The sequence below is a fragment of the Variovorax trehalosi genome (assembly GCF_051216415.1).
Lineage (GTDB): Bacteria > Pseudomonadota > Gammaproteobacteria > Burkholderiales > Burkholderiaceae_C > Variovorax.
On the sequence record NZ_JBPJZG010000002.1, the window covers coordinates 412,443 to 434,368 of the forward strand.

Annotated in this window: 22 protein-coding genes; 8 read left to right on the forward strand and 14 right to left on the reverse strand. The window is 67.2% G+C overall.

Features of this window, described 5'->3' with window-relative positions; all coding sequences use genetic code 11:
- The first annotated feature begins 34 nt into the window (after positions 1–34).
- Positions 35–1,324, forward strand: coding sequence for a type II toxin-antitoxin system HipA family toxin (locus tag ACSFA7_RS09945; protein WP_435499562.1), 1,290 nt, complete (start codon positions 35–37; stop codon positions 1,322–1,324).
- 62 nt (positions 1,325–1,386) lie between these two features.
- A complete protein-coding gene (locus ACSFA7_RS09950) occupies positions 1,387–1,827 on the forward strand; it encodes an META domain-containing protein (protein ID WP_435499206.1) in 441 nt (146 codons plus the stop codon).
- 104 nt (positions 1,828–1,931) lie between these two features.
- On the opposite strand, the gene ACSFA7_RS09955 is transcribed toward ACSFA7_RS09950, so the two are convergent.
- The 4 genes from ACSFA7_RS09955 to ACSFA7_RS09970 form a co-directional block, all read right to left on the reverse strand.
- The gene (locus ACSFA7_RS09955) at positions 1,932–2,837 is read right to left on the reverse strand and encodes a phosphoribosylaminoimidazolesuccinocarboxamide synthase (protein WP_257863244.1); all 906 of its coding nucleotides are present in this window, start codon (positions 2,835–2,837) and stop codon (positions 1,932–1,934) included.
- Between the two features lie 105 nt (positions 2,838–2,942).
- Positions 2,943–4,007, reverse strand: coding sequence for a class II fructose-bisphosphate aldolase (gene fba, locus ACSFA7_RS09960; protein WP_013544161.1), 1,065 nt, complete (start codon positions 4,005–4,007; stop codon positions 2,943–2,945).
- A gap of 65 nt (positions 4,008–4,072) precedes the next feature.
- Positions 4,073–5,002: an alpha/beta hydrolase gene (locus ACSFA7_RS09965; protein ID WP_435499207.1), complete on the reverse strand. Its 930-nt coding sequence runs from the start codon at positions 5,000–5,002 to the stop codon at positions 4,073–4,075.
- A gap of 35 nt (positions 5,003–5,037) precedes the next feature.
- On the reverse strand, positions 5,038–5,523 hold the full coding sequence (locus tag ACSFA7_RS09970) for an Lrp/AsnC family transcriptional regulator (RefSeq protein ID WP_435499208.1): 486 nt from the start codon (positions 5,521–5,523) through the stop codon (positions 5,038–5,040).
- A gap of 138 nt (positions 5,524–5,661) precedes the next feature.
- Between ACSFA7_RS09970 and ACSFA7_RS09975 the strand changes: the two genes are divergently transcribed.
- Positions 5,662–6,678, forward strand: a complete 1,017-nt coding sequence (locus ACSFA7_RS09975) for a 1-aminocyclopropane-1-carboxylate deaminase (RefSeq protein ID WP_206176175.1) — start codon at positions 5,662–5,664, stop codon at positions 6,676–6,678.
- Here the strand turns inward: ACSFA7_RS09975 and pyk are convergent, their stop codons facing one another.
- The 3 genes from pyk to ACSFA7_RS09990 all read right to left on the reverse strand — a co-directional run bounded on the left by pyk (position 6,679) and on the right by ACSFA7_RS09990 (position 10,407).
- A complete protein-coding gene (gene pyk / locus ACSFA7_RS09980) occupies positions 6,679–8,127 on the reverse strand; it encodes a pyruvate kinase (RefSeq protein WP_435499209.1) in 1,449 nt (482 codons plus the stop codon). It lies immediately after the preceding gene.
- Positions 8,128–8,214: 87 nt separating this feature from the next.
- The gene (locus tag ACSFA7_RS09985; protein WP_435499210.1) at positions 8,215–9,408 is read right to left on the reverse strand and encodes a phosphoglycerate kinase; all 1,194 of its coding nucleotides are present in this window, start codon (positions 9,406–9,408) and stop codon (positions 8,215–8,217) included.
- A 93-nt stretch (positions 9,409–9,501) separates the two neighbouring features.
- The gene (locus tag ACSFA7_RS09990) at positions 9,502–10,407 is read right to left on the reverse strand and encodes a LysR family transcriptional regulator (RefSeq protein WP_435499211.1); all 906 of its coding nucleotides are present in this window, start codon (positions 10,405–10,407) and stop codon (positions 9,502–9,504) included.
- A gap of 85 nt (positions 10,408–10,492) precedes the next feature.
- On the opposite strand from ACSFA7_RS09990, the gene ACSFA7_RS09995 reads away from it, so the two are divergent.
- Positions 10,493–11,035: a VOC family protein gene (locus tag ACSFA7_RS09995; RefSeq protein WP_435499212.1), complete on the forward strand. Its 543-nt coding sequence runs from the start codon at positions 10,493–10,495 to the stop codon at positions 11,033–11,035.
- A complete protein-coding gene (locus ACSFA7_RS10000; RefSeq protein WP_435499213.1) occupies positions 11,028–12,149 on the forward strand; it encodes an alpha/beta hydrolase family protein in 1,122 nt (373 codons plus the stop codon). Before ACSFA7_RS09995 ends, ACSFA7_RS10000 begins: the two co-directional genes overlap by 8 nt.
- Positions 12,150–12,170: 21 nt before the next feature.
- On the opposite strand, the gene ACSFA7_RS10005 is transcribed toward ACSFA7_RS10000, so the two are convergent.
- From ACSFA7_RS10005 to def, 5 genes are read right to left on the reverse strand one after another with little or no spacing between them, the layout of a single operon-like run.
- Positions 12,171–12,506, reverse strand: coding sequence for an AzlD domain-containing protein (locus ACSFA7_RS10005; protein WP_435499214.1), 336 nt, complete (start codon positions 12,504–12,506; stop codon positions 12,171–12,173).
- Entirely contained in the window at positions 12,503–13,243 is a 741-nt protein-coding gene (locus ACSFA7_RS10010; protein ID WP_435499215.1) for an AzlC family ABC transporter permease, read from the reverse strand. Before ACSFA7_RS10010 ends, ACSFA7_RS10005 begins: the two co-directional genes overlap by 4 nt.
- On the reverse strand, positions 13,243–14,196 hold the full coding sequence (gene fmt, locus ACSFA7_RS10015; RefSeq protein ID WP_435499216.1) for a methionyl-tRNA formyltransferase: 954 nt from the start codon (positions 14,194–14,196) through the stop codon (positions 13,243–13,245). The genes ACSFA7_RS10010 and fmt overlap by 1 nt, the downstream gene beginning before the upstream one ends.
- The gene (locus ACSFA7_RS10020; protein WP_435499217.1) at positions 14,193–14,699 is read right to left on the reverse strand and encodes a hypothetical protein; all 507 of its coding nucleotides are present in this window, start codon (positions 14,697–14,699) and stop codon (positions 14,193–14,195) included. The genes fmt and ACSFA7_RS10020 overlap by 4 nt, the downstream gene beginning before the upstream one ends.
- Positions 14,699–15,217, reverse strand: coding sequence for a peptide deformylase (def, locus tag ACSFA7_RS10025; RefSeq protein WP_435499218.1), 519 nt, complete (start codon positions 15,215–15,217; stop codon positions 14,699–14,701). The genes ACSFA7_RS10020 and def overlap by 1 nt, the downstream gene beginning before the upstream one ends.
- Before the next feature lie 160 nt (positions 15,218–15,377).
- On the opposite strand from def, the gene ACSFA7_RS10030 reads away from it, so the two are divergent.
- From ACSFA7_RS10030 to ACSFA7_RS10040, 3 genes are read left to right on the forward strand one after another with little or no spacing between them, the layout of a single operon-like run.
- Entirely contained in the window at positions 15,378–16,595 is a 1,218-nt protein-coding gene (locus ACSFA7_RS10030; protein WP_435499219.1) for a LysM peptidoglycan-binding domain-containing protein, read from the forward strand.
- 37 nt (positions 16,596–16,632) lie between these two features.
- On the forward strand, positions 16,633–17,784 hold the full coding sequence (gene dprA / locus ACSFA7_RS10035; protein ID WP_435499220.1) for a DNA-processing protein DprA: 1,152 nt from the start codon (positions 16,633–16,635) through the stop codon (positions 17,782–17,784).
- Positions 17,785–17,818: 34 nt separating this feature from the next.
- The gene (locus ACSFA7_RS10040) at positions 17,819–18,337 is read left to right on the forward strand and encodes a Smg family protein (protein WP_435499221.1); all 519 of its coding nucleotides are present in this window, start codon (positions 17,819–17,821) and stop codon (positions 18,335–18,337) included.
- Positions 18,338–18,355: 18 nt separating this feature from the next.
- On the opposite strand, the gene ACSFA7_RS10045 is transcribed toward ACSFA7_RS10040, so the two are convergent.
- Complete coding sequence (locus ACSFA7_RS10045) at positions 18,356–20,806, reverse strand: DUF1631 family protein (protein WP_435499222.1); 2,451 nt, start codon at positions 20,804–20,806, stop codon at positions 18,356–18,358.
- A gap of 154 nt (positions 20,807–20,960) precedes the next feature.
- Positions 20,961–21,920, reverse strand: coding sequence for a protein translocase subunit SecF (gene secF / locus ACSFA7_RS10050; RefSeq protein ID WP_435499223.1), 960 nt, complete (start codon positions 21,918–21,920; stop codon positions 20,961–20,963).
- Positions 21,921–21,926 lie beyond the last annotated feature (6 nt).

Sequence of the window (21,926 nt, forward strand, 5' to 3'; positions counted from 1 at the left end):
CGCCGCCTTCAACACCGGCATCCGCTACCTGCGGATGCATCTGCATGCGCCGGACGGCGGGCGGCGCGCCATCGGCTATCTCTCGCAGTACGGCGACATCCTGCGCGTGTCGTTCGACGAGGCGTACATCGCCGATCCCGGCCGGCCGACGCTTTCCCTCGCGTACCGCGGCGCAGACGAGGCCGCGACGCGCGCGATCCTGGCCTCGGCCCGCGACACCCGCGTCTCGCGCAGCGACGGCCACTGGCCGAGCTACTTCCAGAACCTGCTGCCCGAAGGCCACAACCGCGAGCGCCTCGCACAGCAGCGCGGCTGCGCCGCCGACGACGAATTCGAATTGCTGGCAGCCGCCGGCCACGACCTGATGGGCGCGCTCGAGGTCGAGCCGGTGCCGCCGGCCGAAGGCATTCCCGACACCGTGCGGCACTGGCACACCGCGCTCGGCCTGGACGTGCTGGAGCCCGGCTTCGTCGAGATGCCGGTGGAAGACGCCGCCGCCATCCCCGGCGTGGTGACCAAGTTTTCAGCAGTGCAGGACGGACGGCGCTACGTGGTGCGACGCCACGGGGCGGCGGGCTCCTTCATCCTCAAACTGCCGAGCACGCGGCATCCGGACCTGGTCGACAACGAATTCACCGGCTATCGCCTCTGCGGCGCGCTCGGCCTCGATTGCGCCGAAGCCAGCGTGATCGGCCGCGCCGACGCCGACCTGCCCGAGCAGGTGCGCTTTGAACAGATCCTGGCCGTGCGCCGCTTCGACCGCACCCCCGAAGGCGGGCGCATCCACATGGAAGAGTTCGCGCAGGTGCTGCAGTACGAGCCCCGGCAGAAATACGGCCGCGGACTCGCAGTCGACTGGCCCGCAATGCTGCGCGTGCTCGACCGCCTGTCGCCCAACCCGGTGGCCGACGTGCGCGAATGCGTGCGGCGCATCGTCGCCTTCATCCTGCTGGGCAACAGCGACGCGCACCTGAAGAACTGGGCGCTGCGCTACCCCGACGGCGTGGCGCCGGTGCTCGCGCCGCTCTATGACCCGGTGTGCGTGGCCGCCTTCTTCGAGGACGTGCCGGCCGGCGACTACGGCGTGAACCGGGCGATCGACGCCAAGCTGCGCACCTTCGACTGGCCAGCACTCGACGCCCTGCTGCGCTCGGCGGGCCTGCTGCGCCCGGCGCGGCTCATGGCCATCGCCCGCGACACGGTGCGCCAGGCGCAGGCCGAATGGCCCGCACTGCTTGCCCAAGACGGCACGCCCGCCAGCGTGCGGCGCTGCGTCGAGGCCCGATTGGCGGGCGGCGTGGCGCTGGCGACATTGGCGAGCTAAGCCACGTCGCATACGATGGCGCCCGAATCAACTTGTTGCAGATGCAAAAGGAAAGACTGGCCATGCGTTCCTTCGCCCGCCACATTGCGCTCCCCGTTCTTGCAACGGCCGCGCTGCTGACCACCTTGACCGGCTGCGGAAGCGGCATCAGCCTGGACGAACCCATCGAAGGCCCGGTGTGGCGCCTCGCACAACTCGGCGACGAACCCATTGCGCCGGGCGGCGAGGCACAGATCCAGTTCGACCGCAGCAGCGGGCGCGTCAGCGGTTCGGGCGGATGCAACCGCGTGTCGGGCACTTTCACGCGCAGCGGCATCACGCTGAAGATCGGGCAACTGGCTTCCACGCGCATGGCCTGCGCCGACCCGGTGCGCGGCGCCAACGAGGCGCAGTTCCTCTCGGCGCTGCAGAGCACGACGAGCTACAGCCTCGCGCCGGGGCGGCTGGCGCTGCTGGACGCCGGTGGGCGGACGGTGGCGACGTTGAGGTCAGGGAACCGCTGAAGGCGGCCGCCGCCGGGCCGCCCCAAGGCGGGCCGCGCCTCCCCCTCGGGGGGTGGCGAATCACACGCAGCGAAGCGAAGTGAAAAGCCGGGGGGCTCTACAAATCAGCCCGTGAGGCGCTCCAGCGCCTCGCGGTACTTGGCCGCAGTCTTCTCGATCACTTCCGCCGGCAGGCGCGGCGCCGGCGGCGTCTTGTCCCAGGGCTTGCCGTTGATCTTCGTGGCCTCGAGCCAGTCGCGCACGAACTGCTTGTCGTAGCTCGGCGGATTGGTGCCGGCGGCCAGCGCGGCCTCGTAGCCTTCGACGGGCCAGTAGCGCGAGCTGTCGGGCGTGAGCACTTCGTCCATCAGCACCAGCGTGCCGGCTTCGTCCAGGCCGAACTCGAACTTGGTGTCGGCAATGATCATTCCCTTGGTGAGGGCGATCTGCGCGGCGGTTTCGTAGATCGCGATGCTGGTCTCGCGGATCTGCTGCGCCAGCTTGGGGCCGACGATCTCGACCACGCGCTCGTAGCTGATGTTCTCGTCATGCTCGCCGGCCGCGGCCTTGGCGGCGGGCGTGAAGATCGGGCGCGGCAGCTTGCTCGCGTTGGTCAGGCCCTCGGGCAGCGGCACGCCGCAGACCGAACGCGATTCCTGGTATTCCTTCCATCCGCTGCCAGCCAGGTAGCCGCGCACCACGGCCTCGACCGGGATCGGCTTCAGGCGCTTGACCAGCATCGAGCGTTGCGTGACCTGCGGCACCTCTTCGGCGGTGACCACGCTCTCGGGCGCGTCGCCGGTCAGGTGGTTGGGACAGAGCTGGCCGAGCCGCTCGAACCACCACAGCGCCATCTGCGTGAGGATCTCGCCCTTGCCGGGAATCGGCTCGCCCATGATCACGTCGAAGGCGCTCAACCGGTCGCTCGCGACCATCAGGATGCGGTCTTCGCCGACGGCGTAGTTGTCGCGCACCTTGCCGCGCGCAAGCAGGGGCAGGCTCTGGATGGAGGAGGTGTGGACGGTGGTCATGGGGAACAGGGAGGTGCTGTGGGGGAAAACGGGTGACGGGAAAGCGGATTGTGCGCGCAGAAAAAAGCCACCGCGAACGGTGGCCTTCGAATCGCGGGGAAGTTTTTAGACGACTTCCTGGGCCAGTTCGCCCTTGGCGTACTTGGCGGCCACGACCTGCAGCGTGTCGCCCTTGATCTTGGCGCCCTGGCCTTCGCAGCCGAACTCGATGTAGCGCTGCTTGCAGATCAGCTTGGCGGCTTCGCGCGCGGGCTTGAGCCATTCGCGGGCGTCGAACTTCTCGGGGTTCTCGGCCAGGAACTTGCGCACCGCGCCTGTCATGGCCAGGCGGATGTCGGTGTCGATGTTGATCTTGCGCACGCCGTGCTTGATGGCTTCCTGGATTTCCTTGACGGGCACGCCGTAGGTTTCCTTCATGTTGCCGCCGTACTGGCGAATGATCGCCAGCAGTTCCTGCGGCACGCTCGAGGAGCCGTGCATCACCAGGTGGGTGTTGGGAATGCGGCGGTGGATTTCCTTGATGCGGTCGATCGCCAGGATGTCGCCGGTGGGCTCGCGGGTGAACTTGTAGGCGCCGTGGCTGGTGCCGATGGCGATGGCCAGCGCGTCGATCTGGGTGCGCTTGACGAAGTCGGCGGCCTGCTCAGGGTCGGTGAGCAATTGCTCGCGCGTCATGGTGTCGTCGGTGCCGTGGCCGTCTTCCTTGTCGCCCTTCATGGTCTCGAGCGAACCGAGGCAGCCGAGCTCGCCTTCGACGGTCACGCCCAGGCGGTGGGCCATGTCGGACACCTTCTTGGTGACGTCCACGTTGTAGTCGTAGCTGGCGATGGTCTTGCCATCGGCTTCGAGCGAGCCGTCCATCATGACCGAGCTGAAGCCCAGGTCGATGGCGCCCTTGCAGACGTCGGGGTTCTGGCCGTGATCCTGGTGCATGACCAGCGGGATGTTCGGGTACTGCTCGATCGCCGCCTGGATCAGGTGCTTGATGAAGGCTTCGCCGGCGTATTTGCGGGCGCCTGCGCTGGCTTGCAGGATGACGGGGGCGCCGGTTTCCTTGGCGGCCTCCATCACGGCCTGGACCTGTTCGAGATTGTTGACGTTGAAGGCCGGAATGCCGTAGCCATTGGCTGCGGCGTGGTCCAGCAGTTCGCGCATCGAGACGAGTGCCATGGGGAAATACCTCGCGGGAATTAGGGGAAAAAGAAGGCTGAAAGACGAGAAAAACTGCCCTAATTCTACCGAGCCCCCTTGTGGGACAGGACTGACGCCAACCCGAGGAAGTCCATGACCGGCGGCAGCACCGGGCCGCCCAGCCACTGCACCGGCTTGCCGAACGCGCCGATCAACGTGATGTGGCTGAGGTTGTCGAACAGCTGCACCTGCACCGGAACCCCGGCGGCGCGCAACGCCGCGGCCATCTGGCCGGTGTTGCGGTCGGGGTAGACGAGGTTGTCCTTGGCCGCCGCCATGAGCAGCGCGCGGGGCGACGCGGCGCTCGCATGCGCGAGCGGCTGCGAGTCGCGCGGCGTGTTTGGCCAGTTGAAGGCGGCCTGTGCCTGCGGGTCGCCGATGGGCAGGAAGTCGTAGGGGCCGGCCAGGCCGATCCAGCCGGCGAGCTGCTTCGGGCTGGCACCGAGTTCGCCGAGCCAGCGATCGTCCAGCGCCACCATCGCGGCGTTGTAGCCGCCCGAGCTGTGGCCCATCACGTAGACCTGTTTCGGGTCGGCGCCGAGCTGCGCGGCGTTGTCTAGCGCCCATTTGACGGCCAGCGCGCTGTCGCGCACGAAGACCGGGTAGGTGAAGGCTGGCGAGAGGCCGTAGTCGGGAATCACGACCACCGCGCCGCGGGCGGCCAGCGCCTCGCCGACGAACTTGTAGCTCGCGCGGTCGCCGCTCGTCCACGTGCCGCCGAAGAAGAACACCACCAGCGGGCGCGCGCCACTGGCCGGCCGGGTGGCGGGCAGCGGCTGGTAAACGTCGAGCTGTTGCCGCAGTGCGGCGCCATAGGCGATGCCACCCTGGAATTGGTAGGTGTCTCCCGGCACCAGCCCATTGAGCACCTTGATCGGCGAGCAGGCCGACAACACCGCTGCTGCGGCGACGGTGAAGGCGGTGGTGATGGCGCTGCGGCGCCGGCGAAGTGACGCGAAAGTGGGGAAGCTCATCGCCACAGTACGCACGCGAGCCGGCAGCGGTTTCGTCAGATCGGAAGCTGCGTGGTCGACAGCACCTGCTTCAAGACCATGAAGGTCCGGATCTGCCGGACGCCGGGCAGGTACAGCAACTGCTCTGCGTGCAGGCGGTTGAAGCTGTCGTTGTCCCGGGTCCGCACGAGCATGAAATAGTCGAATTCGCCCGAGACCACGTGGCATTCGAGGCAGCCCGAGACCTTCTGCGCGGCCTTCTCGAAATCGGAAAACGAGTCGGGTGTGGAGCGGTCGAGCACCACGCCGATCATCACCAGCATGCCGACCTCCAGCGCGTCCGGATCGAGCAGCGCCACGATGCCCTTGATGAAGCCCGCTTCCTTCAGGCGTTCGACGCGACGCAGGCAGGCCGGCGCGCTGAGATTGACCTTGGCGGCCAGCGCGACGTTCGACACGGAGGCGTCGCGCTGCAGTGCGCGCAGGATGGCGCGGTCGGTGCGATCCAGCTCCATCGTGGAACGCAACTTTGTTGTGCTCATTAGAATTTCCTTGAACTGAAGATTATCTTTTTCCGAATCTTGCCTTCTTTTTTTCATCAATTGTCTTGAACTTCACAAGCACGTTGCGTGCCGTTCTTTCTACGATTGCTAGCTTCAACCCACCTCGGAGCCGCGTCGATGAATCTGAAGAAATTTCCCCGCCACGCCTTGACCTTCGGCCCCACGCCGATCCATCCGCTCAAGCGCCTGAGCGCGCACCTGGGCGGCAAGGTCGAGCTCTATGCCAAGCGCGAGGACTGCAACAGCGGCTTGGCCTTCGGCGGCAACAAGACCCGCAAGCTCGAATACCTGATCCCCGAGGCGCTCGAAGGCGGCTACGACACGCTGGTGTCCATCGGCGGCATCCAGTCGAACCAGACGCGCCAGGTCGCGGCGGTGGCGGCGCACCTGGGCCTCAAGTGCGTGCTGGTGCAGGAGAACTGGGTGAACTATTCCGACGCGGTGTACGACCGGGTCGGCAACATCGAGATGTCGCGCATCATGGGCGCCGACGTGCGCCTCGACGCCGCGGGCTTCGACATCGGCATCCGCAAGAGCTGGGAAGACGCGATGGAAAGCGTGCGCCAGGCCGGCGGCAAGCCTTTTCCGATTCCGGCGGGTTGCTCCGAGCATCCGAGGGGCGGCCTGGGCTTCGTGGCCTTCGCCGAAGAAGTGCGCCAGCAGGAAGCCGAACTCGGCTTCAAATTCGACTACGTCGTGGTCTGCGCCGTGACCGGCAGCACGCAGGCCGGCATGGTGGTCGGCTTCGCAGCCGACGGCCGCGCCGACCGCGTGATCGGCATCGACGCCTCGGCCAAGCCGCAGCAGACCTTCGACCAGATTCTACGCATCGCGAAGAACACGGCCGAGCTGGTCGAGCTGGGCCGCGACATCACAGAGAAAGACGTGGTGCTGGACCGCCGCTTCGGCGGGCCGGAATACGGGCTGCCGAACGAAGGCACGCTGGAGGCAATTCGCCTCTGCGCGCGCTTCGAAGGCATGCTGACCGACCCCGTGTACGAGGGCAAGTCGATGCACGGGATGATCGAGAAGGTGCGGCTCGGTGAATTCCCGGCCGGATCGAAGGTGCTGTACGCGCACCTGGGCGGTGTGCCCGCCCTGAACGCCTACAGCTTCCTCTTCAGGAACGGCTGATCAGCTCGCGCGGCAGATCTTCAGCATGTTGGTGCCGCCAGGGGCACCCATCGGCTCGCCGCAGGTGATCGCGTAGACGTCGCCGCTCTGCACGATGCCGCGCTTCTTCAGGTGGTTCTCGGCCTGCTGCAGCGCGGTGTCGCGGTCGCTTTCCGAATCCATCAAGAGCGGGCGCACGTTGCGGTACAGCGCGAGCTTGCGCTGCGTGGCAAGGCGCGAGGTCAACGCGTACATCGGGATGTGCGCGCGGTGGCGGCTCATCCACAGGATGGTGGAGCCCGATTCGGTCAGCGCCACGATGGCCTTCGCACCCAGGTGGTGGGCGGTGAAGAGGGCGCCCATGGCGATCGACTGGTCGATGCGGCTGTAGGCCTTGCCGCTGAAATCGGCGTCGAGCGTCTTGTCTTCCGCGGCTTCGGCGGCTTCGCAGATGCGGCTCATCTCCTGCACGGTCTCGAGCGGGTAGCGGCCCGAGGCGGTTTCGGCAGAAAGCATCACGGCATCGGTGCCGTCGAGCACGGCGTTGGCCACGTCGCTCACTTCGGCACGGGTGGGCACGGGATTGGTGATCATCGACTCCATCATCTGCGTCGCGGTGATCACCACCTTGTCCATGTCGCGCGCCATGCGGATCATCTTTTTCTGCAGCGCGGGCACGGCGGCATTGCCGACTTCAACGGCCAGGTCGCCGCGGGCGACCATGATGCCGTCGCTGGCGCGCAGGATCTCTTCGAGCTTCGGAATGGCTTCGGCGCGCTCGATCTTGGCGATCATGCCGGGCTTGTGGCCGTACTCGGCCGCCGCCACGTTGCACAGCTGGCGGGCCATTTCCATGTCGGTGGCGTTCTTCGGAAAGCTCACGGCCACGTAGTCGGCCTGGAAGCTCATCGCGGTCTTGATGTCTTCCATGTCCTTGGCGGTCAGCGCGGGGGCGGTGAGGCCGCCGCCCTGCTTGTTGATGCCCTTGTTGTTCGAGAGCTCGCCGCCCAGCTTGACGGTGGTGTAGACCGCTTCGCCCTTGACGCCGTCGACCGTCAGCACGATCAGGCCGTCGTTCAGGAGCAGCTTGTCGCCGGGCTTCACGTCGCGCGGCAGGTCCTTGTAGTCCAGGCCCACGGCGTCGATGTCGCCGGGCTCGGTGCGCGAGGCGTCGAGCACGAACTTGGCACCCGCTTCAAGCAGCACCTTGCCCTGCGCGAACCGGCCGACGCGGATCTTCGGACCCTGCAGGTCGGCCATGATGGCCACTTCGCGGCCCGCCTTGCGGGCGGCTTCGCGCACCATGGTGGCGCGGTCGATGTGGTCCTGCGCGGTGCCGTGGCTGAAGTTCAGGCGCACCACGCTGACCTTGGCCAGGATCATCTTTTCCAGCAGTTCGGGGGTGCTGGACGCCGGGCCGAGGGTGGCGACGATCTTGGTGGCGTGGCGGGGGATGCGATCCGTGCTCATGAAATGTGTCTCCGTTTTGTATTCGCTACTGTATACACTTTGTGTGTCTGACGGAAGTCATCCTCACGAGATTCCCCGCCGCCGAGGTCAACCGGCCGCGCGCTTGCTCAGGATTTCGAAGGCCGGCAGGGTCTTGCCCTCCAGCACTTCGAGGAAGGCGCCGCCGCCGGTCGAGATGTAGCCGACCTGCTTTTCGATGCCGTACTTGGCGATGGCCGCGAGCGTGTCTCCGCCGCCGGCGATCGAGAACGCGCTGCTCTCGGCGATCGCCTGCGCGATGGCTTTGGTGCCGCCGGCGAACGCATCAAACTCGAACACGCCGACCGGACCGTTCCAGACGATGGTGCCGGCTTCGCGCAGTTGCGCCGCAAGAATCGCGGCGGTCTTGGGGCCGATGTCCAGGATCAGGTCGTCGTCGGCCACGTCGTTCGCGTCCTTGACGGTGGCGGGCGCATCGGCCGCGAAGGTCTTGGCCGTGACCACGTCCACGGGAATCGGCACGTCGGCGCCGCGCGTGCGCATGGCGTCGATCACCGCCTTGGCCTGGTCGACCAGGTCGGCCTCGGCCAGCGACTTGCCGATCGAAAGGCCCGCGGCCAGCATGAAGGTGTTGGCGATGCCGCCGCCCACGATCAGCTGATCGACGTTGGCCGACAGGCTCTTGAGGATGGTGAGCTTGGTGCTGACCTTGGAGCCCGCCACGATGGCCACCAGCGGCCGCTTGGGCTGGGCCAGCGCCTTGGTGATGGCGTCGATTTCGGCCGCAAGCAGCGGGCCGGCCGCGGCAATCTTCGCGAATTGCGCGATGCCGTAGGTGGTGGCCTCGGCGCGGTGGGCGGTGCCGAAGGCGTCGTTCACGTAGATGTCGGTGAGCGCTGCGAGCTTGCGGGCGAGCGCCTCGTCGTTCTTCTTCTCGCCCTTGTTGACGCGGCAGTTCTCCAGCAGGACGACCTGGCCGGGCTTGACGTCAACGCCGTCGACCCAGTTGGCGACCAACGGTACATCGCGGCCGAGCAGTTCGCCCAGGCGCTTGGCCACGGGGGCGAGCGAGTCTTCGGGTTTGAACTCACCCTCGGTCGGGCGACCCAGGTGCGAAGTGACCATCACGGCCGCGCCGGCGTCGAGCGCCAGCTGGATGCAGGGCACCGAGGCGCGGATGCGCGTGTCTTCGGTGATGTTGCCTTGGTCGTCCTGCGGCACGTTGAGATCGGCGCGGATGAAGACGCGCTGGCCGGCGGCCTTGCCCTGCGCGCAGAGGTCGGTGAATCGAATGACGTTCATGGGTCTCTGGAGATAGTGGAAAACAGGTCGTCTTGCATTGTAGGTATCGCCCCACGGCCGCTCTATGCGCCTCTTGCAGCGCTCCGATGCTTTTCAACCCTTCGGCTGCGCCTTGGCGAAACGCTCCAGGATCTCGACGAAGCTCGCCGCGGCCGGCGAGAGCGCGCGCCGCGCCGCGCTGTAGACGCACACCTCGCGATGGAAGTCGGGCGACTCGAGCCGCACCATCTGCAGCCCGTGGGCGCGCACCAGCGGCGCGGAATAGGTCGGGCACACGGTGAGCCCCAGCCCCGCGGCCACCATGCCGAGCGCGGTGGTCATGTACGACACCTCCTGGGTGCCGGGGCGCAGCATGAGTTCGCGATCCGCCGGGACCAACTCGGGCAGCACGCGCTGGCGGAAGTCGCGCGTGGGCGCGATGAAGGTGTACGGGCCGAGCTCGTGCCAGCGCACCTTGCGGCGCCTGGCGAAAGCGTGGTCGGGCGGGCAGATCAGCCAATGGCGGTCGCGCAGCAGCGTGCGGCGCTCGATGGCGCCATCGACCGCCACGTCTTGCCCCACGGCGAGTTCGACATCACCGGCCATCACGCCGGCCAGCAGGTGCTCGGGCAGCGTGTCGGCCAGGCGCACGTCGACATCGGGGTACGCCTCGCGATAGAGCGCGATCACGCGCGGCATCAACGTGCAGGCCATGAGTTGCGGCGCCGCAAGACGTAGCAAGCCTTTCTTCTTGTCACGCAGATCGGTCACGCCGGCCACTGCGGTCGTCAGGTCGCCGAGCAGGCGATGCACCGAGGGCAGGAACTCGCGCCCCGCCTCCGAGAGCTGCACGCGCCGCGTGTGGCGGTCGAGCAATTGCACGCCCATCTCGCGTTCGAGCTCGCGCACCAGCACGCTGAGCGCCGACTGCGTGAGATGCAGTTGCCGCGCCGCGGCGGTGAAGCTGCCGACCTCGGCGACGGCGGCGAAGGCGCGCAATTGGCGCAGCGTCAGATTCATACGGCTATTTCATCAATCGATGAATTAATTTCGATTGCATCATAAGACGCGGCATCGCCCAATCACGGCTCACAGGAACCCAGCCATGCCGACGACGACTGCCCCACCCATCCGCGGACTGCACCACTTCGCCTGGCGCTGCCGCGACAGCGAGGAAACCCGCCGCTTCTACGAAGACCTGCTGGGCCTGCCGCTCGCGCACATCATCCAGAGCGACCATGTGCCGAGCACCGGCGAGTACTGCCCCTACGTGCACATCTTTTTCCAGATGCGCGACGGCTCGTACATCGCCTTCTTCGACCTGGGCGACGACACCGCCGCGCTGCCCTCACCCAACACGCCTGCGTGGGTGAACCACATCGCGCTGCGCGTCGATTCGGTGGACGACCTGCTGGCCGCCAAGGCGCGGCTCGAAGGCGCGGGCGTCGAGGTGCTGGGGGTGACCGACCACCACATCATCGAATCGATCTACTTCTTCGATCCGAACGGCATTCGCCTGGAGCTGACGACACCGACCGTGCCGCAAGCGGAGATGGATGCGCATGCGCGGCACGCGCGTGCGGACCTCGACGCGTGGACTTTGCACAAGGCCGCGCTCCGTGCAGCAAAGGGCGCGTCGCATGTCTGAGCTGCAGCTCGCCGTCATCGACGTGAAGCCCGGCGCTGCGATGGAAAGCCAGTCGGGACTGCAGCTGCTGCGCCCGCGCATCTACGGCGCCTTCCGTGCGCCGACAGGCCCGAAGAAGATCGCGGCCATCGTGATGCACCCGACCAGCAACTTCATGGGCCACTACCTGATCGGCCCGCTGGCCGAGCGCGGCATCTGCTGCATGGGGCTGAACTCGCGCTTCGTGGGCAACGACACGGTGCTGCTGATGGAGCGCGCGATTCAAGACCTGGGCGCCGGCGTGCAGTACCTGCGCGCGGCCGGCTACGAGAAGGTGTTCCTCGTCGGCAACTCCGGCGGCGCGGCGCTCGCGGCCTTCTACCAGGCGCAGGCCGAGCAACTTACCGCCACGCACCTGCCCGACGGTGACCCGACGCACCTGCACCCGAGCGACCTGCCGCCGGTGGACGGCATCGCGCTGTGCGCCGCCCACCTGGGCCGCACGCGGCTGATGCGCGACTGGATCGACCCTTCGGTCATGGACGAGCACGACCCGCTCTCGGTAGACCCCGACCTCGACATGTACGACCCGCGCCATCGCGTGCCCTACGACGCCGAATTCCTCGCGCGCTTCAACGCGGCGCAGAAGGCGCGGCTGGATCGCATCGAGCAGTGGTGCATCGACCGCCTCGCGCTGCTGCGCAACACGCCGGGCGCACCGCGCGACCAGACCTTCATCGTCTACCGCACGCACGCCGATCCGCGCTGCGTCGATTTGTCGCTCGACGCAAACGACCGCCTCCCCGGCAGCGTGTGGGGCGACGCGCGCCAGGTGAACTACTCGGCGAACGCGATGGGCCGCACAACGTCGCTGACCGCGTTCCTCTCGCAATGGTCGTCGCGCTCGCAGGCGGACGGTCCAGCCAACCTCGCGCGCACCACGGTGCCCAAGCTGCTGCTGACCTACACGGGCGATCAGTCGACTTTCCCGAGCACGCGCAATGCGTGGATGGCCGCAGGCGGCGCGCGCATCCGCAACGTCGACATCGTGGGCGGCAACCACTACCTCGCGGGGCAGCCCGAGTTGATTCCGAAAGCGGCAGACGCCATCGCCGAATTCGCCCACGCGCTGTAGCGCGCTGTGGAAAGCACTGCGTTACCAGCCCAGCCGGAGGTGCAGCGGCAGATACACCGCCATGCCCGCCAGCATCGTGCCAAGCACGCCGCGCCGCCAGAAGTAGTAGGCGCCGCCGACCACGGCCGCGTAAAGGCGCGCATCGTGCAGCGTGGTGATCAGGTGGCCCTGCGTCATCACGATCTCGGGCGCGATCACGCCGGCCAGCGCGGCGGCCGGCGCGTAGTGCAGCGCGCGGTGCGCCCAGTCGGGCAGGCCCCAGGGCCGGTCGAGAATGAAGAAGAAGCAGCGCGTGAGCACCGTGACCAGGGCCAGGCCGGCGATGACGCCCAGCGTCCAGAGATCGGTGCCCCTCACTTGTCGTCCTCCGCATCGGGGTCGAGTCCGAACTGCTTCTCGAGCCAGAAGCACAGCAGCACCGCGGCGCCGATGGCCACGACGATGTTGAGCTTGAGCGGCAGCGCATAGGCCGCGACCGCGGTGGCGCCGGCGATCAGCGCGGCCAGGATGCGCAACGGCGTCGTCGCCATCGAGCAGACGATCGCCACCAGGCTCAGCACGCCGGCAAAGCCCAGGCCCCAGGTCTGCGGAATGAGGTTGGCGAGCGCGATGCCCAGGAGGCTCATGCCCATCCACGAGCACCAGGTCACGAAGTAGTTGCCGGTGAGGTAGGCCTCCTGCGATTGCTGCTCGGCAACGGTCACGGGCGGTGCCGGGTACTGGCGGGTGAAGAGCGCATAGCTCAGGTCCGCCGTCAGGTACCCATGCGTCATGCGGCGCCAGCGCGGCATGTGCATGAGGTAGGGCCGCAAATGCAGGCTGAAGACCACGAAGCGCAGGTTGACGCAGAAGCCGGTCGCCAGGATCACCCACGCCGGCGCGCCCGCGAACAGCAGCGGAATGGCCGCGAGCTGCGAACTGCCGGCATAGACGAACAAGGTCATGGCCACCGCCTCGACCACGCTCATGTTCGACTTGACCATGGCCACGCCGGTCATCAGGCCCCAGGCGCCGATGCCCAGCGCGGCCGATGACATGTCGCGGATGCCCTGCCGGAATTCGGGGCGCTGGCGGATGGCTGCCGAAAGAAACATCAGCCGAACACCTGCCCGGGCTTCAGGTCGAAGCCGCGCAGGAAATCGGCCACGGACAGGCGCTTGCCGCCCGGACGCTGGAGCTCGGTGAGCATCACGCCAGTGTCTCCGGCGGCCACCGCGACGCCGGTGTCGCTGACGGCCAGGATCGTGCCGGGCGCGGCCGGCGCGCCAGCGGGCACCGCATGCGCGGTCCAGAGCTTGATGGTCTCGCCGTCGAGCGGACTGTTGGCGCCGGGGAACGGATCGAAGGCCCGGATGCGCCGCACGATGGCGTCGGCGGGCTGGGTCCAGTCGATCTGCGCCTCGTGCTTCTCGACCTTGTTGGCATAGGTGACGCCTTCGGCCGGCTGCGGCGTGCGATGGAGGGTGCCGATGTTCGCCAGGGCCTCGACGATCATCCGGCCGCCCAGTTCGGCCAGCCGGTCGTGCAGGCGGGCGGTGTTGTCGGTGCCGATGTCCACGGCTTCGCGCAGCAGCATGTCGCCGGTGTCCAGGCCCGCGTCCATCTGCATGATGGTGATGCCGGTTTCTGCATCACCGGCCTCGATGGCGCGGTGGATCGGCGCGGCGCCGCGCCAGCGGGGCAGGAGGCTCGCGTGGATGTTCAGGCAGCCGTGCTTCGGCAGGTCGAGCACCCACTGCGGCAGGATGAGTCCGTAGGCGGCGACCACCATCACATCGGGCTGGGCCTGTTCGAGCGCATCGCGACCGGTGGTGGCTTCGTCCGGGTACTTGCCATCGAGGCGGAGGCTGCGCGGCTGCGCGACCGGCCAGCTGTTGGCAACCGCGAACTGCTTGACGGGGGAAGCCTGCAGCTTCATGCCGCGGCCGGCGGGCCGGTCGGGCTGGCTCAGCACCAGCACGATGTCATGGCCGGCGGCGGCAATGGCCTCCAGGGCGACGCGCGCGAACTCGGGCGTGCCCGCAAAAGCGACCTTGAGCCGGCTCAATCCCGGATCCGTTCGTATTCGAGGTCATCCCCCGTGTGATAGCGACGGACCACGCCGGTGGGGTCTATATAGATATAGAGCATGCGGCGCTCATTCACGGCCTTGTAGCGCCAGGTCCAGACGACGCCGTCGAAGGAACTGACGCGGTCGATCTGGTAAGGCCGGCCATAGAAGGCCATGACGTCGTTCTGCCGCCACTCGTTGACCTTGATGTCGTAGCCGAAGCGCGCCTCGCTGAGCACCTGGGTTGCCGAGACGACCTTGCCCGACGCGTCCACGTCGATGTCGGTGACCTCGAAGCCGGCCGGCATGCGCGAATACTGGAGGCGCTCGCCGCCGTTGTTGAGCGGGTAGCGGCCGGTGGGCGCGCCCAGGCGCTGCAGGGTTTCGGCGACGGTGGTGCCGGGCTGGATGCGGGTGGGATCGTTGGCGCAGCCGGCGACCGCTGCGAGAACCGCCAATGCCGCGAGGGAGCCAAGGCCGCGCAAGGTCATGAGATTCATCAGGCCCGTTCGCGCATTTCTTCACGCTGCTGCTTGAGCAGCTTGCTCTTGATGCGGTTGCGCTTGAGAGGGGAAAGGTATTCGACGAACACCTTGCCCAGCAGGTGGTCGAGTTCGTGCTGGATGCACACGGCCAGGAGGCCGTCGGCCTCGATGGTGCGCATCTCGCCGTTCTCGTCGAGCGCCTGGACCTTGACCGAGGTGGAACGCATCACGCCGTCGTAGATGCCCGGCACCGAGAGGCAGCCCTCTTCATTGAGCACCTTCTCGTCGCTCGCCCAGGTGATTTCGGGGTTGATCAGCACGATCGGCTTGTTGCGCTCTTCGGACACATCGATGACGACGAGCCGCTCGTGCACATCGACCTGGGTGGCGGCCAGGCCGATGCCTTCGGCGTCGTACATGGTCTCCAGCATGTCGGCAACCAGGGCCTTGATGCGTGCATCGACGCCCTGCACCGGCTTGGCCACCGTGTGCAGGCGCTTGTCCGGGTAACTCAGAATGATTCGTTTGGCCATGAAATCGGGAGGAAGTTGTGGCTATTTTCGCCAATTCCGCGACGCAAGGCCGCCTCCGGACCCGAAAACGTTGCCCTCTCAAGGGCTTCGGGCGCAGAATTCGTAGCAAATTGTGAGATTCGTATGCGCAACGATACGTCGTGCGCTCACCCATCCAGACATGAAAAAGCTCAGATCCACCGAACGCCAGCGCCCCAATTTCCTCGCCACGCTGACCGCCCTGGCGGTAATCGGCAGTTGCGGCGCCACCACGGCCTGGGCTCAAAACTACCCCGTCACGCCGCAGCAGCGCGCCACGGCCCAGCAGACCGCCCAGGCGGGCGTTCCGCTGAGCGAGTTGTCGCCCAAGGCGCCCGACGAGTACACGGTCAAGCCCGGCGACACGCTCTGGGCCATTTCCCGCCTCTACCTGCTGCGCCCCTGGCGCTGGCCGGAGCTGTGGGGCATGAACATCAACGAGATCGCCAACCCCCACCGTATCTACCCCGGCCAGGTTCTCTATCTGGACAAGTCCGGCGGCCGGGCGCGCCTGACCACCCGCCGCGGCGGTGTGAGCGGCGACGGCGGCACCATCAAGCTGTCACCCCGCACCCGTTTCGATTCGCTGGCCGGCATGGCATTGCCCACGCTCAACCCCAGCCTGATCGAGCCCTTCCTCAGCGAACCGATCGTGGTGGACGCCAACACGCTCGAAAGCGCGCCGCGCATCGTTGCCGGCAACGACAGCCGCGTGCTGCTGTCGCGCGGTGACCGGGCCTACGCCCGCGGCAACCCCGAGTCGCCGCTGGTCGAAGTGCCGGGCCCGGTCCAGAACTTCCGCATCTTCCGCAACGCCACGCCGCTCAAGGACCCGGGCACGGGGGAAATCCTCGGCTACGAGGCGCAGTACCTGGGCAAGGCCCAGCTGCAGCGCGGCGAATCGACCACCATCGAGACGGTCGAGGACAAGGACATCATCACGGTCGTTCCCGCCAGCATCGACATCGTGGCGTCGCGCGAGGAAATGCGCGCCGGCGACCGCCTGCTGCCCGAACCGCCGCGGCAGCTGCTGAGCTACGCACCCCGCGCGCCCTCGACCCAGGTCGACGGCCGGATCATCTCGGTCTACGGCAACGCGGTGCAGTTCGCGGCGCAGAACCAGGTGGTCGCCATCAACAAGGGCACGCGCGACGGCATCGACAGCGGCCATGTGCTGGCCATTTTGAAGAACGGCGAAACCATCCTCGACCGCACCGGCGCGCGCAAGGAAACCATCAAGCTGCCGAACGAGCGCATCGGCCTCCTGATGGTGTTCCGCACTTTCGAAAAGGTGTCCTACGCGCTGGTGCTCGAGATCAACGACACCCCGAAGGCGGGCGACTACCTCGTCAACCCCTGATCGGCTTTTCGGCGCCCACGTCCTCGCCAGTACCCGTTTGGAACGCGCAGAACTCGCAGGCTGGCTGCGGCTTTCACTGACGCCGGGCATCGGCGACGGCGCCGCGCGCAAGCTGCTCGCGGCCTTCGGCCTGCCCGAAGGGGTTTTCGCGCAGGGCGATGCCGCGTTGCGGCAGGTCGTCAGCACCGCGCAGGCCGAGGCGCTTCAACAGGCGCCCCACGGCCTGCAGGCAGCGATCGACCAGACCTGGCAGTGGCTGCAAACGGCCGAGGGCAATGGCGTCACCCGCCGCCTCGTCACGCTCGGCGATGCCGGCTACCCGGCGTCGCTGCTCGAAATGGCCGACCCGCCGCTGATGCTCTACGTGCTCGGCGCCGCGGACTTCGACCTGACACAGTTGCAGAACAGCATCGCCGTCGTCGGCAGCCGCAATCCGACGCCGCAAGGCGCCACCAACGCGCGCAGCTTTGCCCGGGCGTTGGGCGACGCGGGTCTGCCCGTGATCTCGGGCCTCGCACTGGGCGTCGACGGCGCAGCGCACCAGGGCGCGCTCGATGCCGCCGGCGATGCGCTACGGCTCGCCACGGTGGCCGTGGTCGGCACCGGCCTGGACCGCGTGTACCCCGCGCGCCACCGCGACCTCGCGCACCGCATCACCCTGCAGGGGCTGATCGTGAGCGAGCTTCCGCTCGGCACACCGCCCCTCACGCAGAATTTTCCGAAACGCAACCGGCTCATCGCGGGGCTGGCACGCGGCACGCTGGTCGTCGAGGCGGCATTGGCGTCGGGTTCGCTGATCACCGCGCGGCTCACCTCGGAGCAGGGCAAGGAGGTGTTCGCCATTCCGGGCTCGATCCACTCGCCGCAATCGCGCGGCTGCCATGCGCTGATCCGCCAGGGCGCCAAGCTGGTCGAATCGGTGGCCGACATCCTCGAAGAGCTGCCGCCGCTGCGCACGAACGGCGCAGCAAACGCGACACCCTCGAGAGGCCATGCAGCCAACGACACATCCGCCTCCGAGGACCCGCTGCTCGACGCACTCGGCTTCGAGCCCGTGAGCCTCGATGCCCTCAGCGCACGCACCGGCTGGAGCGCAGCGGCGCTGCAGGCCAGGATGCTCGAGCTCGAGTTGGACGGGCACATTTCACGCCTGCCTGGCGGCCTGTTCCAACGAATGGCATCCACCTAGCCTGCCTTGCACATTCGTGGGCTATATTGGGCTCATGTTCGAAGTGCTTGTTTTTGTCTACGAAAACTATTGGCGCGGCGATGCCTGCCCCGAACCCGAACAACTGGGCCGCAAGCTCAGTGCCCACGGTTTCGAGGCAGACGAGATCCGCGATGCCCTTCACTGGCTCGACGGCCTGAGCCTCGCAACGCAGGGCATGCAGCTGGAGCTCGATGCCGACGACGAGGCCACCGCCACTGTCACCTTCCGCGGCACGCCCGAAGCCTCGTTGCCCCAATCGGACGACGCCATGCGCGTCTACTCCCAGGCCGAGCAGGAGCACCTGGGTGCCGAATGCCTCGGCTTCATCCGCTTTCTCGAATCGTCGAACGTCCTGCCGTGTGGATTGCGCGAAATCGTGATCGAACGCGCGATGGCGGCCCCGGGCGATCCGGTGGCGCTCGACGAGCTCAAGATCATCGTGCTGATGGTCCACTGGAGCACCGGCATCGAGCCCGATGCATTGGTGCTCGACGAGCTCTGCGAAAGCCGCGAAGGCCGTATTGCGCACTGAGCCTGCCGCGTCAGCAGGCTAGTTCAGCAACCGCTCCGGATTCGCATCGAGCTTCGCCAACGCCTCGCGCGTGGCGCGCACCGTGAGCGTCTCTTCCTCGGCCGGCACCAGGAGGCCCGCCTGCAGATACGTCGCCAATCGCCCCGCCTGGATCAGGAAGCTGCGGCCGTCCGCCGTAGCGAACAGGTGCAGTTGCTTGCGATCGCTGCGCCAGACAAACTGCACCTGGCTCACGCGGTCGTTGTGATCCAGCATGAACCAGTTGCCCACCTGCAGCTCGTGCGCCCAGGCCAGCATGTCCTCGGGCACCTGCACGCCCGCGGCATCGGGCACCACCTCGATCGAGGCAGCATCCACGCCGAGCAGCAGTTCGATGCTGTGGGCATCGAGCGGCAGGTCGGCGGTGCCGCCGATGTCGCTCACGAAATCTTCCAGGTGCGCGAGGCGCTCGGCCATGGCTTCGATCTTGGCCTGCGGAATCGCCTCGGTCTTCGAGAGGAACGCATCGGACAGCGTGGCGCCGATGGTCTTGATGTGCGCCTCCTGCGGCTCGTCGACGATGCCCAGGAGCGCCATGCCCTGGCGCAGGCGCTGCAGCAGCTGCGGCAGGTCCTGGATGACGCGGGCGCGGTCGGTGCGGTTGGGCTTGGCGCTCGCGGCCCAGACCAGCTCGGAGGCCACGCGCTTCAACATCACCGTCTGCTCGCCCTGTGCGCCATAGCGCAGCGCGGCGATCGCCAGCACCTCGGCCCAGACCTTGAACAGGAACTCGCGGATCTCGTCGCGCACCGGCATGTCGTTGAGCATCTTGCGCAACTCGATGGTGTACTGGATCGCCATCGTTTCCTTCTGCTCGACCTGCTGCGCCACGCTCATCACGCGCTGCGTGGTGTCGCTCTGCGTGAGATAGCGGTTAAGAAAGGCGACGAACTCGTCGAACACCAGCTTGAACACGCGCTGGCCGGTCTCGGGGTATTGCTCGATCACCTGCACCACGCGACGGATCTCGCCTTCGAGCGCGCTGCCGGTGATGGCGGCCGCGTCGAAGCCCATCACGCAGGAGCCCATGCGGTCGATCAGCATGCGCGCGGGGTGCTGCAGCGTGCCGAAGAACTCGGGCTCGGCGATGGCCACGCGCAGCACCGGCATCTGCAGCCGCGCGAACCACACGCGCGCCGAGAAGGGAATCCGCTCTTCCGCAAGGATGGCCTGGAACATGAGCGCGACGATCTCGACCGTGGCCTTGTCGGCCGTGGTGGGCGCGCGCTTCTTGAGTTCGGTGCTGCGCCGGCGCAGATCGACCGCCGTCTGCTGGATGACCGTGGCCTGCTCGCCCGATGCGTCCATGTACTGCGTGGCCGCCATGCGATAGGCCACCTCGGCTTCGGCGATGGCGCCGGCAAAGGTCCTGGAGAACTGCCGCGGGGCGGTGTTGCCGCCGCTGCCTGCGGGGCCGGTCGTGCGGCCTGCCGGCGTGGTGGCAGGCGCAGCGGTGGTCGAGTTCTGCGCGCCGACGTTGGTGTCGCCGCCGATCCGCGCCGTGACGAATCGCTTGAGACTCAACAGCGCGGTCTGGGCGCGCTGCCGCGCGATCGTCAACGGCGAGCCGCCGATCGTCGACGAGGCGGTGGGCATCGGCACGGAGGCCTGCGGTTGCGACTGCTGCGGCTGTTGTTGCGAATACTGCTGCGCCTGTGCGCCGTAGGCGGGACGCAGCGGCTGGCCGCCGCCCTCCGTCATCGGCGCGGTCGCCGACGCGGGCGCGCCCGCAAAGGAGGTGTTGAAGCCGGCACTGTTGCCGGCACCCGCGGCATTGCCGGTGCGCCGCACGAAGCTCTTGAGGTCGATCTCCTGCATCACGCCGTTGGCGATCAGGTAGGCATTGGCGCTCTCGTAGGCCTTGACGATCACATCGATCAGTTGCTGCTGCACCGTGTCCTGCACCCGGGCCCAGAGCTCACGGCTCAAGCCCGCGGCGAGCCACTGTTCCACCAGCAGCCTGGCCAGCGTCTCGGGCTTGAGCACGTCCTTCGAATCGAGTTCGTTCGTTCCTTCGAGGTGCTGGATGCGCAGGCGCAGGTCGCTCAGCTCGAAGCTCGCCTTGTCGTGGATCACCTGCGCGAGGCGCGAGGCGAGGATGTTGGTCTCGACCACTTCGTCGCCGATCAGCTCGAGCCGCAGCGCCGTGGGAAAGGTCGTCAGTCCGCCGGTCGGCGCAGCGGCACCAAGGGCCTTGCGCCAGCTCGTCTGCGAGAGCGTGACCCATTGCGTGGCCTGGCCCTGGAACGCCACGAAATCGTCGCGGTGCTCCTGCATGGCGCGGGCGTTGCTCACTTCCGAAGCCAGCTGCGTCAGCCGGTCACGGATCGCGCGGGCCAACGGAACGATGGCCCCTTCCGTGGCCAATACGAAACGCTCACGCGTCTCGCGTGCGAGCTGCAGGGAAGAGGCGGACCGCGCAATGCTCATTGAAGGATCGGGAAGGCCAGGGGGAACTGTTCGTCAGCAACAACCGCGAGCTTGCATCGGGAAGCGCCACCGCACAAGTGTGGACAGTGCCCGGCGTTGCATGCGAACAGCGGTGCGGCCCTGCCGCCCGCTTTGTTGAACCCTGAAGTATCCGTCAGACGACGGCGCCGGCGTTCGGATCGTCCTCGGCGTCGCCTTCGCGCTTGGTCGGCGGGCCACCGCCCTTGATCAGGTCTTCGCGCTTCACGCCCAGCCACATCGCGATGGCCGCTGCCACGAAACACGAGGAGTAGATGCCGAAGCAGATGCCGATGGTCAGCGCCAGGGCGAAGTAGTGCAGCGTCGGGCCGCCGAAGAAGAACATCGACAGCACCACCAGCTGCGTGGAGCCGTGGGTGATGATCGTGCGGCTGATGGTCGAGGTGATCGCGCTGTCGATGACTTCGGCCGTTGTCATCTTGCGGTAGCGGCGGAAGTTCTCGCGCACCCGGTCGAAGATCACGACCGATTCATTCACCGAGTAGCCCAGCACCGCCAGCACCGCCGCAAGCACCGCCAGCGAGAACTCCCACTGGAAGAAGGCGAAGAAGCCCAGGATGATCACCACGTCATGCAGGTTGGCCAGCACGGTAGCCAGCGCAAACTTCCATTCGAAGCGAAACGCCAGGTAGATCATGATGCCCACGACCACCATGGCGAGCGCCTTCAGGCCGTTGCTGGTGAGCTCGTCGCCCACCTGCGGGCCGACGAACTCGTTGCTGCGCAGTTCCACCGTCGGCTCGATGGCCTTCAGGGCGCCCATCACCTGGTCGCTCTGCTGGGTCGAGGTCATGCCCTTGGCCACCGGCAGGCGGATCTGCACCGCGGTGCCGAAGCTCTGCACCTGCACCTCCTGGTAGCCCAGCTTGGCGACGACTTCGCGCACCTTGCCGACGTCGGCCGATTGCTTGTAGGCCACTTCCATCACCGTGCCGCCGGTGAACTCCACCGACAGGTGCAGCCCGCGGTGGAACAGGAAGAACACGGCCAGCGCGAAGGTGACGAAGGAAACGATGTTCAGCACCAGCGCGTGGCGCATGAACGGAATGGTCTTGTGAATCCGGAAGAATTCCATGGCGGT

Excerpts from the sequence above, each read along its gene's own strand:
- ACSFA7_RS09945 (WP_435499562.1), top strand. The coding sequence starts at position 35 with ATGCATCTGCATGCGCCGGACGGCGGGCGGCGCGCCATCGGCTATCTC.
- ACSFA7_RS09950 (WP_435499206.1), top strand. The coding sequence starts at position 1,387 with ATGCGTTCCTTCGCCCGCCACATTGCGCTCCCCGTTCTTGCAACGGCC.
- ACSFA7_RS09955 (WP_257863244.1), bottom strand. The coding sequence starts at position 2,837 with ATGACCACCGTCCACACCTCCTCCATCCAGAGCCTGCCCCTGCTTGCG.
- fba (WP_013544161.1), bottom strand. The coding sequence starts at position 4,007 with ATGGCACTCGTCTCGATGCGCGAACTGCTGGACCACGCCGCAGCCAAT.
- ACSFA7_RS09965 (WP_435499207.1), bottom strand. The coding sequence starts at position 5,002 with ATGAGCTTCCCCACTTTCGCGTCACTTCGCCGGCGCCGCAGCGCCATC.
- ACSFA7_RS09970 (WP_435499208.1), bottom strand. The coding sequence starts at position 5,523 with ATGAGCACAACAAAGTTGCGTTCCACGATGGAGCTGGATCGCACCGAC.
- ACSFA7_RS09975 (WP_206176175.1), top strand. The coding sequence starts at position 5,662 with ATGAATCTGAAGAAATTTCCCCGCCACGCCTTGACCTTCGGCCCCACG.
- pyk (WP_435499209.1), bottom strand. The coding sequence starts at position 8,127 with ATGAGCACGGATCGCATCCCCCGCCACGCCACCAAGATCGTCGCCACC.
- ACSFA7_RS09985 (WP_435499210.1), bottom strand. The coding sequence starts at position 9,408 with ATGAACGTCATTCGATTCACCGACCTCTGCGCGCAGGGCAAGGCCGCC.
- ACSFA7_RS09990 (WP_435499211.1), bottom strand. The coding sequence starts at position 10,407 with ATGAATCTGACGCTGCGCCAATTGCGCGCCTTCGCCGCCGTCGCCGAG.
- ACSFA7_RS09995 (WP_435499212.1), top strand. The coding sequence starts at position 10,493 with ATGCCGACGACGACTGCCCCACCCATCCGCGGACTGCACCACTTCGCC.
- ACSFA7_RS10000 (WP_435499213.1), top strand. The coding sequence starts at position 11,028 with ATGTCTGAGCTGCAGCTCGCCGTCATCGACGTGAAGCCCGGCGCTGCG.
- ACSFA7_RS10010 (WP_435499215.1), bottom strand. The coding sequence starts at position 13,243 with ATGTTTCTTTCGGCAGCCATCCGCCAGCGCCCCGAATTCCGGCAGGGC.
- ACSFA7_RS10020 (WP_435499217.1), bottom strand. The coding sequence starts at position 14,699 with ATGAATCTCATGACCTTGCGCGGCCTTGGCTCCCTCGCGGCATTGGCG.
- def (WP_435499218.1), bottom strand. The coding sequence starts at position 15,217 with ATGGCCAAACGAATCATTCTGAGTTACCCGGACAAGCGCCTGCACACG.
- ACSFA7_RS10030 (WP_435499219.1), top strand. The coding sequence starts at position 15,378 with ATGAAAAAGCTCAGATCCACCGAACGCCAGCGCCCCAATTTCCTCGCC.
- ACSFA7_RS10040 (WP_435499221.1), top strand. The coding sequence starts at position 17,819 with ATGTTCGAAGTGCTTGTTTTTGTCTACGAAAACTATTGGCGCGGCGAT.
- ACSFA7_RS10045 (WP_435499222.1), bottom strand. The coding sequence starts at position 20,806 with ATGAGCATTGCGCGGTCCGCCTCTTCCCTGCAGCTCGCACGCGAGACG.
- secF (WP_435499223.1), bottom strand. The coding sequence starts at position 21,920 with ATGGAATTCTTCCGGATTCACAAGACCATTCCGTTCATGCGCCACGCG.